Source organism: Cellulomonas palmilytica (assembly GCF_021590045.1).
GTDB classification, from domain to species: Bacteria; Actinomycetota; Actinomycetes; order Actinomycetales; family Cellulomonadaceae; genus Cellulomonas; species Cellulomonas palmilytica.
In genome coordinates this window covers 1112017-1128196 of record NZ_CP062221.1, presented here as the reverse complement: position 1 = coordinate 1128196, position 16180 = coordinate 1112017, and the positions used below count along the sequence as shown (strand labels likewise).

Sequence of the window (16180 nt, the reverse complement as noted above, 5' to 3'; positions counted from 1 at the left end):
CTCGTGCCCGCCTCAGGGACCGACGAGCGCTCACGACCTCCTCAGGGACCGACGAGCTCGTGGCCTCGGGGACGACGAGCTCGTGCCCGCCTCGGAACGGACGGAGTCGGGCCGCGGCAGCCCGGCGGGAACGGCTTCGGGCGGCGCGGGCAGGCGTCCGGCGACGGCGCGCCCGGACCTGCGGGGAGCCACGGCTCGAGGCGCCGGCGACGAGGTCAGCGGGCGCGTTCGAGGTGCGCGCTCACCACGGCTCGCGGCGCGCCCGCCTCGCGCAGCGTCCAGGCGGCCCGCTCGTGCAGCCGGCGCCGCTCGTCGTCGGGAATGCCGCCGTACAGCGCGGCGCGCACGACGTCGTGCCGGAACACGAGCCGGTCCCCGCGCGCCTGCACGACGCCCGCCGCGAGCGCGTGCCGCAGGGTGCGCCACACGTCCTCGACGTTCTGGTCCGCGAGCGCGGCGAGGTCGACGACGACGAACGAGACCCCGAGCACGGACGCGGTGGAGAGCAGCCCGAGCACGTCGCGCCCCAGGTACGCGAGGCGTTCCCGCACGGTCTGCTCGACCTCGCCCCGCCACCCGGGCACGACGGCGTCCACACCGCCTTCGACGGCGCCGAGCGTTCCGGTGTCGTGCGCGGTGGTGACGATGTCGACGACGAACCGCGGGTTGCCGCCCGCGGTCGAGACCGCGCCGCGCAGTGCGGGGCCGAGGCTCGCGCCGACGATCGCCTCGGCGAGCTCCACGGCGGACGGCGACGGCAGCGGCCGCAGCTCCAGGTAGCGCGCGCCGGCGCGGGTCCACCGGGACACGACGTGCGTGACGGCGGCACGGTGCGGCACGGGGCGCAGGGTCAGCACGACGAGCGTGCGTGCGGGGAAGCCGTCGGCGGACGCCTCGGCGAGGACGGCGAGCTCGCCGTCGTCCCACGCGTGGACGTCCTCGAGCACGACGAGCCGCGCGTGCCCGTCGTCGACGGAGCGGCCGAGCTCACCGAGCGCGGTCCGCCCGGAGCGCACGCGGATGCCGAGCAGCCGCGCGCACGACTCGAGCTCGTCGACGAGGCTCGTGCGCCCGACCCCGGCCTCGCCCTCGAGCAGCACGGCGCCGCCGGGGCCGTCCGTCGCCTCGGTGAGCTGGACCTCGAGGTCATCGAGCTCGGCGGCGCGGCCGACCAGCGGCCAGGCACGACCCGGGGCAGGCATGTCACCGATGCTAGGGGCGCGGCGACCGGGCGCGACAGCGCCGCACGGGTCACGCGCGCAGACGACCGCGCCGTCGGTCCACGCCGTCAGTCCGCACCGTCAGCCCGCACCGTCAGTCCGCGCGGACGAGCACCCCCGCCGTTCCGCACCCACGAGCACCCCACCGTCGGTCCGCGCGGACGAGCACCCCCGCCGTTCCGCACCCACGAGCACCCCACCGTTCGGGTCCGCACCGACAAGCACCGTCGGTCCGCACCCGCCACGCACGCCTGCACACAGCGCGGCCGACCCATACCCCGGCACACGCGCGGCCGACCCACGCACACCCCCGGCACAAGCGAGCTCGGCCCTGGCACGGCCTCGACTCGCCGGGGCGGCTCGGGGCGGGCGTCAGCGCACGTACTCCCAGTGCCAGGCCTCGGGCTTGCTGCCGCCCGCGCGCGCCCACGCGGGGTGTGCCCAGCCGAACTCGTCGGCGTGCTCCTTCATCCACAGGTGCTGCGACGCGCCGAACGACTGGATGCCGCCGCCCAGGTCGACCGCGATGCCGGTGCCGTGGTTGGACGTGCCGGGCGTCGCGCACAGCCAGCCCTTGGTCGCGCGGCAGGTGACCTGCGCGCCGTAGGAGCGGTAGGAGTCGGTGATGGACAGGTGCGAGCCGAAGGCGGCGTGGTAGGCGACGTCGAGCGCCTCCAGGTCCTCGGCGGCGTCGCAGCGCAGCATGTGGCCCGCGTCGAACGACAGCGCGCACAGCGCCGAGGACGGGATCCGGCCGTTCGCGTACCCGACGAGCGACTGCTTCCATGCGGCACGCTCGGCGGCTGCGGCCTCGGCGGCGGCCTTCGCGGCGGCTTCGTCCTCCGCCTTCTTCTTCGCGGCGGCCGCGGCCTCGGCGGCGGCCTTATCCTGCTCGGCCTTGAGCCGCGCGGCCTCCTGCTCGGCGGCGATGCGCACGCGCTCCTCCTCGGCGGTCTCGAGGACCTCGCCGCTGAGCTCGACGACGCGCTCGAGGGCCAGGCGGATCTTGCGGGTCGTGGCGTCCTCGGGGCCCTCGACCGGCGGGATCTCGATCGCGTCCACGCCCTGCGGCGCTTCGGCCTCCGGGCTGTTCGCCTTGCCGGTCGCCTTGCCGGTCGCCTTGCCGGTCGCCTTGCCGGTCGCCTTGTCGACCTCGTCGGCGGCCGCGTCGGCCGCGGGGGCTCCCGACGACGACGGCTCGGGCTCGGTCGCAGCGGACGCCTCGGAGCCGGCCACGGGCGGCGCCGACGACGAGCCGGCGTCGGCCGATCCGGCCCCGGCGGGGCCGAGCAGGTCCTGCGAGGCGCTCAGCAGCGGGCCGCTGGACGCGGGGGTCTCGCTCGCGGCGGCACCCGCACCGGCATCGGCACCGGCACCGGCGTCAGCAGCGCCGGCAGAAGCACCGGCGTCAGAGCCGCCAGCGTCAGCGGCACCCGCGCCAGCAGCACCAGCGCCAGCAGCACCAGCACCAGCACCAGCACCAGCAGCACCAGCACCAGCAGCGCCCGCGCCGGCAGCACCGGGAGCGCTCGTCGCGGCGTCCCTGGCACCGGACCGCGCGCTCGCCGTGCCGTCGGCGGACGTGCGCGACCCGCTGCGCGATGCGGCCTGGGCGCGACGCAGGTCCGCGACGCCGGCCTCGTCGAGGAGGTCCTCGAGCTCGGCGGTCGCGGCCTCGAGCGCGGCGAGGGACTCGTCGTCGAGCGTCACGTCCTCGGCGGCGAGGCTGGCCTCGTGCGCGGTCTGCATGGCCTCGAACGCGGCGCCCGCGACGGCCGCACGGGCCTCGAGCATGGCGGTGCGCTCGGAGCTCGCCGCCGCGGTGCTCTGCGCGACGAACGCACCGAGCGAACCCGTCAGGGCGACGACGACGAACCCCTTGGCCACTCGGCCAGGGGTGATCCGGAAGGGGCGCGGGCGGGCCGGGGCAGCCGCGTGGCGGCCGCTGCCGGACGTGCGCCGGCGCTGCGGCTCGTCACTCATCGCCTCCACGCTAAGAACCGTCGGACGGTGAACCTCGTGACGTGAGGTCAAGGTTGTGCGAAGGGTTTCGAACCCGGATCGCACATGTCGGACACGCCCGGCGCCGCGGGCCGCGACGGGCCACGCAAGGGCTTCGGCGGCCCGCGTGGCCGTCGCGGCAGGTCAGCGGTCAGTTCCGCCGACGAGCGCCTCGGGAACGATTCTCTCGATTCGGACATGTGACCAGTCCGGCCTCACCCGGTCTCGTCATCACACCTCCGCCACACTTTTCACCCGGCCGAGGCGGCGTGTCGTCTGGGTCACAGGAACGTCTTCACCCGCTCGTCGGACCGTCCCGACCTGCACAAACGCACCAACCCGCCCGAACTGGACACAGGCCCCCCGATGCCCGCGGCCGCGGCTGTGCCGTGGTGGCCGTCACATCTCCCCCACGTCGCCGCCCGAGCCCCCGGCGGGACCCGGGGGCCCGGGAGGCCGCACGGGCGTGAGGCGCAGGGCGGCCGGCGCGTGGGCCGGCACGACGGGACGCGCCGGTGCCACGGGTGCGACGCGCGCGTAGGGGCGGCCGGGCGCCGGGCGCGGGTCGGGCTCGCCCCGGTTGGGCCACAGCGCGCACGCCCGCTCGGCCTGCGCGGTGATGGTGAGCGACGGGTTCACGCCGAGGTTCGCCGAGATCGTCGAGCCGTCGAGCACGTGGAGCCCGGGGTAGCCGTGCACGCGGTGGTAGGGGTCGACCACGCCGTCGTCGCGGGTCCGCCCGATCGTGCAGCCACCGATGAAGTGGGCCGTCATGGGCACGTCGACGACCTCCGCGAGGCTCGACGCCGCGAACCCGCCGAGCCGCCGCGCCATCGCCCGGTACGCGGCGTGCGCCTGCGGGATCCAGGTGGGGTTGGGCTCGCCCTCCCCCGGCGTGGACGTCAGCCGGACCGTGCCGCGCCACGTGCGGCGGGGGCGCACGACGATCGACGCGCCACCGGTCTGCATGACGAGCCCGATCACGGTGCGCTGCGACCAGGACCCGATGCCCAGCAGCAGCGACGCGACCTGTCCCGGGTGCCGTGCGACGGTCCCGACCCACCGCAACGCCCGCTCGACCCGCGCCCCACCGGCACCCGACCCTCCCGCGGGACGGGCCCCACCAGCACCGGACCCGCCGGCACCGGACCCGCCAGCACCCGGCCCGCCGGCACCGGAGTCCCCAGCACCGGAGTCCCCAGCGCGGGTCCTGCCCGAGGTGAGGACCGTGGACAGCAGCCCCATGAGGTTCGACCCGCGCCCGTACCGCACGGGCTCGAGGTGCGTGCGCTCGTCGAGCCACACCGACGACGTGATCGCCACCCCCTGCGTCAGGTCGGGCGCGGTGCGCCGGTCCCGCCACCGCGCGACCGCGCCGCCGAGCGCCTCGGAGTTCGTGCGCGTGAGGTGGCCGAGCCGGTCGGACAGCTCGGGCAGCACACCGTCGGCCTTGAGCCCGTGCAGCAGCGCCTGCGTGCCCCACGCCCCGGCGGCGAGCACGACCTGCCCGGTGCGCAGCGTCCGCCGGCCGCGCCGCGGGTGCCCGGTCGCGGCGACGTCGACCTGCCACGTCCCGTCGGCCGCGGGCCGCACCGACGTGACGGTCGTGAGGGGCACGACGCGCGCCCCCGCGCGCTCGGCGAGCGCGAGGTAGTTCGTCGTGAGCGTGTTCTTGGCGCCGAACCGGCAGCCCGTCATGCACGCCCCGCACTGCGTGCACCCGCGCCGGTCCGGGCCGACGCCGCCGAAGAACGGGTCGGGCACGGCCTGCCCGGGCTCGAGCCGGCCGTCGCGCCCGAACACGACGCCGACGGGCGCGAGCCGGAACGACGCACCGACGCCGAGGTCCCGCGCGGCGGCGCGGACGACCTCGTCGGCGGGCGTCACGGTCGGGTTGTCGACGACGCCGAGCATGCGGCGCGCCTGGTCGTAGTGCGGCGCGAGCTCGTCGCGCCAGTCGGTGATGCCCGCCCACTGCGGGTCGTCCCAGAACTCGTCGCGCTCGGGCTCGTACAGCGTGTTCGCGTAGACGAGCGAGCCGCCGCCGACGCCCGCCCCCGCGAGCACGACGACGTCCGGGAGCACGTGGATGCGCTGGATACCGGTGCAGCCGAGCCGCGGCGCCCACAGGAACCGCCGCACGTCCCACGAGGTGCGCGGCAGGGTCTCGTCGGTGAAGCGGCGGCCCGCCTCGACGACGAGCACGCGGTAGCCCTTCTCGGTGAGCCGCAGCGCGGCGACGCTGCCGCCGAAGCCGGACCCGACGACGACCACGTCGGCGTCGAGCATGCCGCCGCTCGGGGCGTCGGTCGCGGGCGGGGTGGACGACGTCGTCGTGGTCCGGGGGGCGGTCACCCGCCTAGTGTCGGTGGTGAGCACGGCGTGCGCCGCCACCGCCACGTGCGGCGCGCGTCGTCGACCCGACGAACCGGGCGGACCCCACCTCGCCCGAGGCGACGGAGGCGCCATGCACGACGAGCACGAGCATGACGAGCACGAGCACGACGAGCACGAGCACGACGAGCACGAGCTCGAGCCCGGCGCGCCCTCGACGAGCGACCGGGTGGCCGCCGCGATGCGGGCAGTGCCGCGCGTGGAGTTCCTGCCGCCCGCGCAGCGCGCGCACGCGGCGGAGGACCGGGCGCTGCCGCTGTGGCGCGGCTCGACGGGCTCGCAGCCGAGCACGGTCGCCGCGATGCTGCGCCTGCTCGACGTGCCGCGCGGCGCGACGGTGCTCGACGTGGGCGCGGGGTCGGGGTGGACGACGGCGCTGCTCGCGTGGCTCGTCGGACCGGACGGCGAGGTGCTGGGCCTCGAGCTGGACGACGAGATCGCGGCGTGGGGCGCGCAGAACCTCGCGCGGTTCGTCGCGCAGCCCCCGGGGCGGGTGGGTCGTGCGCGGCTCGAGCGGGCCGGTCCGGGCACGCTCGGGCGGCCGCGCGAGGGCGGCTGGGACCGGGTCCTGGTCTCGGCGGCCGCGCGGGAGCTGCCGGACGTGCTCGTCGGGATGCTCGCGGACCCGGGGCGGTTGGTGCTGCCCGTGCGGTCGACCATGCACCTCGTCGTGCGGGCGGACGGGCAGGTCGACGACTCGACGCACGGCTCGTACGCGTTCGTGCCGCTGCGCTGAGCCGCCTGGGACCGGCTCCGGGGGCGTCGGCCGCCGCCGGCTCACGCCGACCCAATTCGGGTCTATCGGATGACGCAGGACGTACCGGTAAGTAACGTGCGTCGGGCGTGCTGCATGACCGCCGAAGGGGGACGAGGACGATCGCCGGTCCGACGATCACGCGGGACGCTCCGTGAGAACCCACGACTCCAGGGGTGCACATGTCACGTCCACCAGCACGTCGTTCCACGCTCGCCGCAGCCACCGCGCTGTCGGTCGCGCTCACCACCGGGGTCCTGGCGACCTCCGCGACCGCCGCCCCACCAGGGCCACCGTCCCCCGCCGACCACCGCATCGACCCGTCACGGGTCGACAGGACGCTCGCCGAGGCCCGCAAGGCTGTCGGCATCACGGGCGCGACGGGTCAGATCACCGCGCTCGTCACCCTCGACACCCCCGCCGGGGTCGACGTCGCCGCGCAGGGCAAGGACGCCGTGCAGGACGCCGCCGCGCAGACGGAGGCGGTCGCGGAGGCCGTCGTCCCCACCGAGCTGACGACCAAGAACGCGCGGTCGGCGACCCCCAAGCGCGTCGGCACGCTCACCAACCTCGTCGCGGGCACGCTCGTCAGCGGTGACGCCGCGAAGATCCGCGCGCTGGCGTCGAAGGACGAGGTCACGGCCATCTACCGAGTCATGGAGAAGCGGCCGACGAACTCGTCGACCGTCGCGTTCACGAAGGCGCTGCAGGCGTGGCAGGACACGGGCCAGACCGGTGCGGGCATCAGCCTCGCGGTCATCGACACGGGCCTGGACTACACGCACGCGTCGTTCGGCGGCGCGGGGACGGTCGAGGCGTACGAGGAGGCGTACGGCGAGGACGGCACCCAGCCCGTCGACCCGGCCTGGTTCGACGCCGCGAAGTTCGCCGGCGGTTACGACTTCGCCGGCCCCCTGTACGACGCGAGCCTCGACGAGCCGGGCTCCACGGACGTCCCGACGCCCGACGAGAACCCGATCGACGCGCTGTCCACGTCCTCGAACTCCGGTCACGGCACGCACGTCGCGGGCACCGCGGCGGGCTACGGCGTCGACGCCACGGGCGCCACGTTCCGCGGCGACTACACGTCGCTGACCGACGTGTCCGACTGGGAGGTCGGCCCCGGCTCGGCGCCCGGCGCGCTGCTGTGGTCGTTCAAGGTGTTCGGTGACATCGGCGGGTCCACGGACCTCACGAGCCTCGCGCTCGACCGCGCCGCCGACCCGAACGGCGACGGTGACCTGTCCGACCGCGTCGACGTGGTCAACATGTCGCTCGGCGGCGACGGCGCCCCGGCCGACGACCCCGACAGCCTCCTGGTCACCGAGCTGACGAAGCTCGGCGTGCTCGTCACGAACTCGGCGGGCAACGCGGGCGACATCACCGACATCGGCGGTGCGCCCGGCAACTCCCCGAGCGCCCTGACGGTCGCGAACTCCGTGGCCACCCCCGCGCTGGACGCCGTGAAGGTCACGGCCGCATCCGACGACGCGCTCGAGGGCGACCTGCTGCCCGCGCAGAACTCGGTCGCGTACGGCGGGCCGGACGTCGAGGCGCCCGTGGCGTACGTCGGTGCGACGTTCGACGGCTGCACGGCGTTCACCGCGGCGCAGGCCGCCGCGGTCGCGGGCAAGATCGCGTACCTGTGGTGGGACGACGACGACACGTCGCGCCGCTGCGGCTCGGCGGCCCGCTTCAACAACGCGACGGCCGCGGGCGCGGTCGGCGTGGTGCTGCCCACGGAGCTCACGGTGTTCTCCGCGGGCATCGCGGGCAACGCGACGATCCCCGGCGCGCAGCTCACGAAGCAGTCGACCGACACGCTGCTGCCGGAGATCCAGGCCGGGACGCTCACGCTCGAGATCGGCCCGGGCCTCGCCCTGAGCAGCCGGCTCGACGGTGCGCAGGACCTGCTGAACGACGGCTCGTCGCGCGGTGTGCACGGCTCGCTCGGCGTCGTGAAGCCCGACGTCGCGGCGCCCGGCACGGGCATCCTGTCCGCCGCGTCCGGCGGCGGCACCGCGGGGCACGTCCTGTCCGGCACGTCGATGGCCGCACCGCACGTCGCGGGCATCGCCGCCCTGGTGCGGGCCGCGCACCCGCGCTGGTCGCCGACCGAGGTCAAGGCCGCGATCGTCAACACCGCGACGCACGACGTCACGACCGAACCCGACGGCGGCGGCCTGGCCTACGGGCCGGAGCGCGTCGGTGCCGGCCGGGTCGACGCGCTCGCCGCGGTCGAGACGGACGTCGTCGCGTACAACGCGAAGAACCCGGCGCTCACCTCGGTGACGTTCGGGGTCGTCGATGTCGGCCCGACGAAGGTCACGCGCACGGCCACGGTCACGGTCCGCAACTTCGGCCGCACGACCCAGAGCTACGACGCGTCGTTCGCCGCCGCGTCCACCACGGGCGGCGCGACGGTCTCCGTCTCGCCGAAGCGCGTCACCGTCCCGCGCGGCGGCAAGGCCACGGTCACGCTCACGCTGTCCGTGGACCCGGCGACGCTCGAGCGGGACATCGACCCGACGTCGTCGCTCGAGCAGGGCGGTCTGCCGCGCGAGTACGTCGCGGCGCTGACCGGCCGGCTCGTGCTCGACTCGCGGTCCGGCGACGACGAGCTGCGCGTCCCGGTCCAGGCCGCGCCGCGGATCGTGAGCGACCTCAAGGCCAAGGACGTCACGTTCACGGGGTCCGCGGACACCGCCGGGCTGGCGCTCCGGGGCCGGGGCGTCGCGTCCGGTGGCTGGCAGTCGCTCACCACGCCGCTGATCCTCGGGGCCACGAGCCCGCGCCTGCCGAACGAGGCGACGCTCGGGACGTCGCGGTCGGCGGTGCGCTCCGGTGACCTCCGGTACGTCGGCTGGTCGTCGACCGCGCCGTACGTCGAGGCGCTCGGCGCCGACCCGCAGGACGACGGCCTGCTCAACGTCGGCATCGCGACCGAGGGGAACTGGGCCTCGCTCGGCCTCGCGGTCTACCCGGTGATCGACATCGACGTCGACGGCGACGGCACGTTCGACCTCGAGTCGATCGTGTGGAAGCTCGACGAGGCGATCGACCTCACGGTCGTCACGACGTACGACCTGAACGCGCCCGCGAGCGCACCGGCGGTCGACATCGAGCCGATCAACTACGAGTTCGGCGACGTCGACACCGGCGTCTTCGACTCGAACGTGCTGGTCGCGCCCATCTCGCTCGGCGCCACGGGCATCGCGCCCGGGGACACGCCGACCATCTCCGTGTGGACGTACTCGCCGTACGGCGGTGACGACTCGGTGGTCGACGAGGCCGACGTGTTCACGACCGACCCGTACGACCCGCCGTTCTGGTTCGAGAACGACCGCGCGTCGCTCGTCTCGACCGACGGCGCGGACGGCGTGAGCATCCCCGTGCACCGGTCGGCCGACGCGACGAGCGGCGACCTGCTGGTGTTCCAGCACCACAACCGCGACGGCAAGCGCGTGCAGGTCGTCGACGTCACCGTCCCGACGAGCACGACGACGACCCTCGCGGTCAGCGGCGGCACGTCGTACGGCTCGAAGGCGAGGCTGACCGCGACCGTCGCACCGGCCACTGCGAGGGGGTCGGTCGCGTTCCGCGACGGCACCAAGCTGCTCGCGGTGCAGAAGGTGCACCGCGGGAAGGCCACCGCGTCGGTCGCGCTCGGCATCGGGGAGCACTCGCTCACGGCGTCGTTCGTGCCCGACCGCGGCTCGTCGTACCTCGCGTCGACGTCCGCACCCGTCAGCCTGACGGTCGGGAAGTCGGCGACGACGACCTCGGTGAAGGTCGACGGGTTCGGCGGTGCGTCCCGCTCGGCGACCCTCCCCTCCGGGGGCAAGGGCGGGCCGAGCGGTCCGGGCGGTCCGCTCACCGCGGTCGTCACCGTGGTCGGTGCGACGGCCGCACCGTCCGGCACGGTGACGCTGTCCGAGGGCGGCACGAAGCTGGGGACCGCGAAGCTGTCGGCACGTGGGCTCACCGGGACGGCCAAGGTCACCGTGCGTGACCTGGCCCCCGGCAAGCACACGCTGACGGCGACCTACCCCGGCAGCGCGACGACCGAGGCCTCCACGGGCGCGGTCACGGTCACGGTCCGCCGCTGACCACCCGGCGCCCTCGACCCACCTGACCTGAGGACGCCGCTCACGCCGACCCCGCGGTCGCTCCGGCCCAGCACGACGAGCCGGAGCACCGCGGGGTCGCGCACGTCCCCCTCGCGCAGGACCGGGTCGCGTGCCCCGCCGACCACACCCCGCCCACCCCGCATCCGACCGCGCCGCAGCCCGACCGCGCCGCAGCCCGACCGGTCCCGCCGAGACCGCCGTCGCTCCGGCTCTCGACGCTCCTACCCGGAGCGACCACGGGGTCGACGGTGACTGTTCCGACGAGACCGGGGTTGCTCCGGGTCCCATCGCCCACAGCCGGAGCAACCACGGGGTCAACGGTGGGCGTGGCCGTCCCGCCGAGCCCGGGGTCGCTCCGGACCCCGCCGCACACAGCCGGAGCGACCACGGGGTCGAAGGAGGGGGCCGACGAGGTCTCGGAGCGACCGGTCGGCGCGCTCAGCGGGGGTCAGTGCCGGATCGGCGAGCCGTCCGGATAGGTGACGGCCGGATCGGTGAGGGCCAGATCGGTGATGGCCCGATCCGTGAGGGCCGGATCGGTGACGGCCGGATCGGAGGCGGCCGGATCGGAGGCGGCAGATCGGCGATGGCCAGGGAGGGTCAGAACAGCGGGTCCATGTCGAGACCGGGGTTGCTCCGGGTATCGGCGCGCACAGCCGGAGCAACAACGGGGTCGGCGGCGGTCGTCCTGGCGAGACCGGGGTTGCTCAGGGTCTCGGTGGTCACAGCCGGAGCAACCGCGGGGTCGAGGACTGGAGGGCTCGGCGCGCGGGTGGGGGCCGGGGGGAGGGTAGTGGCCGGGGAGGGGGTGGGGGTCGGGAGGGTGCCGGAGCGGGCGGCGCGGGCGGCGATGCCCGCGAGCTCGTCGGCGCGCTCGTTGAAGCGGTCGCCGCGGTGACCGCGCACCCAGGAGAACGTCACCGGTCCGGTGCGCTCGCTGATCGCGCGGTCGATCGCCTGGACGAGCGCGAGGTTCTGCACGGGCCCCCCGCTCGCGGTGCGCCAGCCGCGCCGGCGCCAGTTGTGCACCCACTCCGACGAGCACTTGATCGCGTACTGCGAGTCCGCCTCGATGCGCAGCGGCTCGGGTCCGGGGTGCGCGCGGATCGCCTCGAGCACGGCGGTGAGCTCGGCGATCTGGTTGGTTCCGGAGGTGGCGCCCCCGCTCGCGCTCGTGCCGTCGTGGTTGGCCCACGCCCAGCCGATCGCGCCGCCGGGGTTGCGCAGGCAGGAGCCGTCGGTGCTCACGGTGATCATCGCGCCCATTGTCGGCCACCTCGCCGCCCACCCGCGCCGGGCGTCCACCACCACGGCAGCTCCACCGCGCTCTCCCCGACCACCGCCGCGCGCGGCACCACGTGCAGCCCCGTCCAGCACCGCGTCCAACCCGACTCCCTCCGACATCCCGGCCACCGGACCGCCCGTCCCCTCCGACACCGCGGCCACCGTCGCCTCTCGCCACCCGTTCCGGTCGCGTCCCGCGAGTCCGTCCACCGTCCCGTCCGGTACCGGGTCCGGGACCGGGGCCGCCGCCGGACGCCGCGACCGGCGCGCAGACGTCGCCGTCCGCGATCTTCCTGGTCGATCCGGACATGTGCCTCAGGCAAGACACGAGTGTTTCGATCTGGTTAAGAACCGCACGAACCGGTCTACCGATCAGTAACGTGCGCCGCACGTCTGCTTCGTGCCGCCCACGACGGTCGGCACGGCACCGCGGACGTCCCGAGAGATCCACGAAGGGACACGCATGTCACGACCAGTCCGGCGATCAGTCCTCGCCTCAGCCACAGCGGTGTCCGTCGCGCTCTCCAGCGCGCTGCTCGCCACGTCCGCCACCGCCGCGCCGTCCGGGCCGGACCTCTCCGACCGTCCCGACCGTTCGCGCGTCACCACGTCGCTCGCCGAGGCCCGCAAGGCCATCGGGTTCTCCGAGGACGACGGCCAGATCACGGCGCTCGTCGCGCTCGACACGGCCGCCGGCGTCGACGTCGCGGCGAAGGGCGCCGACGCGGTGCTCGACGCCGCCGAGACGACCCAGGAGCTCGCGGAGGACGTCGTCCCCGCGGAGCTCACCGCGAAGAACGCGGGCACGGCCACGCCGAAGCGTCTCGGCACGGTCACCAACCTCATGGCGGGCACGCTCGTCACGGGTGACGCGAAGAAGATCGCGGCCCTCGCCTCGTCGGACGAGGTCACCGCGATCTACCGCGTCGCGACCAAGAAGCCGATGAACTCGAACACGGACGCGTTCACGCGTGCGCTGCAGACCTGGCAGGACACCGGCAACACCGGTGAGGGCGTCACCATCGCCGTCATCGACACGGGCCTGGACTACACGCACGCCGCGTTCGGCGGGCTGGGCACGCAGGAGGCGTACGACGAGGCGTACGGCGAGGACGGCACGCAGCCGGTCGACCCGGCCTGGTTCGACGCCGCCAAGTACCTCGGCGGCTACGACTTCGCGGGTCCGCTGTACGACGCGAGCCTCGAGGAGCCGGGCTCGACGGACGTCCCGACGCCCGACGAGAACCCGATCGACTCGCTGTCGACCTCGCCGAACTCGGGCCACGGCACGCACGTGGCCGGCACGGCCGCGGGCTACGGCGTGACGCCGGACGGCGACACGTTCGACGGCGACTACGCCGAGCTCACGGACCTGTCCGGCTGGAAGGTCGGCCCCGGCTCCGCGCCGCGCGCGTCGATCTGGGCCTTCAAGGTCTTCGGCGACATCGGCGGCTCGACGGACGTCACGGCCCTCGCGCTCGACCGCGCGGCGGACCCGAACGGCGACGGTGACTTCTCCGACCACGTCGACGTCGTGAACATGTCGCTCGGCTCGGACGGCTCGCCGGCCGACGACCCGGACAACGTGCTCGTCGACAAGCTGACGAACCTCGGCGTCGTCGTCGCGGTCGCGTCCGGCAACGCGGGCGACATCACGGACGTCGGTGGCGCGCCGGGCAACGCGGCGAGCTCGCTGACGGTCGCCAACTCGGTCGGTGCGCCGGTGCTCGACGCCGCGCGCGTCGAGGAGGCGGACGACGCCGACCTGATCGGCACGACGGTGTCGGGCCAGAACTCGGTCGCGTACGCGGGTGACGACGTCACGGCTCCCGTCGTGTTCCTCGGCGAGGACTTCGACGGCTGCGCGACGTTCACGCCGGAGCAGGCCGACGCGGTCGAGGGCAAGATCGCGTACCTGTGGTGGGACGAGACCCCGAACCGGGTCTGCGGCTCGGCGGTGCGCTTCAACAACGCGTCGAACGCGGGCGCCGCGGGCGTGCTGCTGCCCACGGACGTCGCCGTGTTCTCCGCGGGCATCGCGGGCAACGCCGCTATCCCCGGCTTCCAGATGACGAAGACCGCGACGGAGGCGCTCATGGCCGAGGTCGAGGCCGGCACGCTGACCCTCACGATCGGCCCGGGTCTCGCGATGGCGGGCTCGCAGGACGGCGCGGGTGACCTGCTCAACTCGGGCTCGTCGCGCGGTGTGCACGGCTCGCTCGGCATCGTGAAGCCTGACGTCGCGGCCCCCGGCACGAGCATCCTGTCCGCCGCGTCCGGTGGTGGCGCCGCGGGCCACGTGCTCTCGGGCACGTCGATGGCGACCCCGCACGTCGCGGGCATCGCCGCGCTGGTCCGCGCGGAGCACCCGGCCTGGACGGCCGCGCAGGTCAAGGCGGCCGTCATGAACACGGCGACGCACGACGTGACGACGGAGGCCGGCGGCGCCGGTCTCGCGTACGGCCCCGAGCGCGTCGGCTCCGGCCGCGTGGACGCGCGCGCCGCGGTCGACACCGACGTCATCGCGTACAGCTCGGACGACCGGAACCTCGTGTCCGTGGCGTTCGGCGTGGTCGACGTGGCGGACGAGGTCGTGACCCGCAAGGCCACGGTCAAGGTCGCCAACTTCGGCTCGGCGGACCGCACGTACGACACCGCGTTCGTCGCGGCGTCCACGGCGGGCGGCGCGGACATCACCGTCACGCCCGCGCAGGTCACGGTGCCCGCGGGCGGCAAGGAGGCGACGCTCACGCTGACCCTCACGCTCGACCCGAGCACGCTCGAGCGCGAGATCGACCCGACGCAGGAGCTCGACCAGTACGGCTTCGAGCGCGAGTACGTCACGACGCTCTCCGGCCGGGTCGTGCTGACGTCCACGGACGACGACCAGGAGCTGCGCGTGCCCGTCCAGGCCGCGCCGCGCCTCGTGTCCGACCTGTCGGCGTCGAAGGTCACGTTCAGCGGCTCGTCGCTCGACTCGGAGCTCGCGCTCTCGGGCCGTGGCGTCGACGCGGGCGGCTGGACGTCGCTCACGTCGCCGCTGATCCTGGCGCGCACGAGCCCCCGCCTCGAGAAGGACGCGTCGCTCACGACCTCCGCGTCGGCGATCGCCTCGGGCGACCTGCGTTACGTCGGCTGGTCCTCGAACGCGCAGTACTTCGAGGAGCTGGGCCTGCCGTCGGACTACGCGACGCTGAACATCGGCATCGCGGTGGACGGCGACTGGGCGTCGATCGGCAACGCCGTGATCCCGGTGATCGACATCGACACCGACGGTGACGGCGAGGCGGACCTGCAGTCGATCGTCACGAAGCTCGACCCGGAGGTCGACGTCACGGTCGTCCTGACGTACGACCTGAACGGCGACCCGGAGGACGGGCCCGTCGACTGGCAGTACGTCAACGGCGTCATCGGCGCCGACACGGGCCTGTTCGACAGCAACGTGCTCGTCGCGCCGATCGGTCTGGAGTACGCCGGCATCGAGTCCGGCACCTCGCCGACCGTCCAGGTGTGGACGTACTCGCCGTACGCCCGCGACGAGGTCGTCGACGCGGTCGCGCCGTTCACGGTGTCGCCGTTCGACGCCCCGTTCTGGTTCGAGACGGACGACTTCGTCCTGTCCGTCGGTGACGACGGCGTCTCGATCCCGGTGCACCGCTCCGGCACGGCCACGTCCGGCAAGCTGCTCGTCCTGCAGCACCACAACGCCGGCTCGTCGCGCGCGCAGGTCGTGGACGTCTCCGTCCCGGCCCGCACGACGACGAAGCTGACGTTCACGCCGGGCGCGAAGCCGACCGACAAGGCCACCCTCACCGCGACGGTCTCGCCGACCGCGGCGGCGGGCAAGGTCGAGTTCTTCGACGGCAAGAAGTCGCTCGGCAAGGTGTCCGTCTCGAAGGGCAAGGCCACGACGAAGGTCGCGGTCACCCTCGGGTCGCACTCCTACAAGGCGGTCTTCACGCCGACGAGCGCGACGGCGTACCAGTCGTCGACCTCGGCGCTGGTCAAGGTCACGAAGTCCAAGACCACGACCTCGCTGACGCTGTCCCCGACGACCGTGAAGAAGGGCACGGCCGCCAAGGCGGTCGTCACGGTCAAGGGCGCGTCGAAGGCGCCGACGGGCAAGGTCGAGATCAAGGAGAACGGCAAGGTGATCGCGACGGGCACCCTCAAGGTGACCGGCACGACCGGCAAGGTCACGATCACGCTGCCGAAGACCCTGGCGGTCGGCAAGCACTCGCTGACGGCGTCCTACGCGGGCTCGGCCTACACGGGCAGCTCGTGGAAGACGGCGACCCTCACGGTGACGCGCTGATCGCGCTGACCCTCACCCGCGCGTCGGTCTGACCGGCGCCGCGGACTCGCGACGGGGTGTCGCGGCAGGCTCCGGCCCGCTG

The 16180-nt window shown here is 74.4% G+C and carries 7 protein-coding genes; 3 read left to right on the top strand and 4 right to left on the bottom strand.

The window, feature by feature from the left end; genetic code table 11:
- Positions 1-215: 215 nt before the first annotated feature.
- From F1D97_RS05315 to F1D97_RS05305, 3 genes are all read right to left on the bottom strand, one after another.
- The gene (locus F1D97_RS05315) at positions 216-1202 is read right to left on the bottom strand and encodes an ATP-binding protein (protein ID WP_236122754.1); all 987 of its coding nucleotides are present in this window, start codon (positions 1200-1202) and stop codon (positions 216-218) included.
- Positions 1203-1592: 390 nt separating this feature from the next.
- Positions 1593-3203 carry a D-alanyl-D-alanine carboxypeptidase family protein gene (locus F1D97_RS05310; protein ID WP_236122752.1) on the bottom strand — a complete coding sequence of 537 codons (1611 nt, stop codon included), beginning with the start codon at positions 3201-3203 and terminating at the stop codon, positions 1593-1595.
- Positions 3204-3620: 417 nt separating this feature from the next.
- Positions 3621-5510, bottom strand: coding sequence for a GMC oxidoreductase (locus F1D97_RS05305; RefSeq protein ID WP_236123495.1), 1890 nt, complete (start codon positions 5508-5510; stop codon positions 3621-3623).
- Positions 5511-5796: 286 nt separating this feature from the next.
- Between F1D97_RS05305 and F1D97_RS05300 the strand changes: the two genes are divergently transcribed.
- Both F1D97_RS05300 and F1D97_RS05295 read left to right on the top strand, forming a co-directional pair.
- On the top strand, positions 5797-6351 hold the full coding sequence (locus F1D97_RS05300; RefSeq protein WP_236123494.1) for a protein-L-isoaspartate O-methyltransferase family protein: 555 nt from the start codon (positions 5797-5799) through the stop codon (positions 6349-6351).
- A 200-nt stretch (positions 6352-6551) separates the two neighbouring features.
- Complete coding sequence (locus tag F1D97_RS05295; RefSeq protein WP_236122749.1) at positions 6552-10478, top strand: S8 family serine peptidase; 3927 nt, start codon at positions 6552-6554, stop codon at positions 10476-10478.
- 621 nt (positions 10479-11099) lie between these two features.
- Here the strand turns inward: F1D97_RS05295 and F1D97_RS05290 are convergent.
- On the bottom strand, positions 11100-11756 hold the full coding sequence (locus F1D97_RS05290) for a ribonuclease H family protein (protein ID WP_236122748.1): 657 nt from the start codon (positions 11754-11756) through the stop codon (positions 11100-11102).
- 535 nt (positions 11757-12291) lie between these two features.
- On the opposite strand from F1D97_RS05290, the gene F1D97_RS17475 reads away from it, so the two are divergent.
- On the top strand, positions 12292-16098 hold the full coding sequence (locus F1D97_RS17475) for a S8 family serine peptidase (protein WP_317618958.1): 3807 nt from the start codon (positions 12292-12294) through the stop codon (positions 16096-16098).
- The last annotated feature ends 82 nt before the right edge of the window (positions 16099-16180 follow it).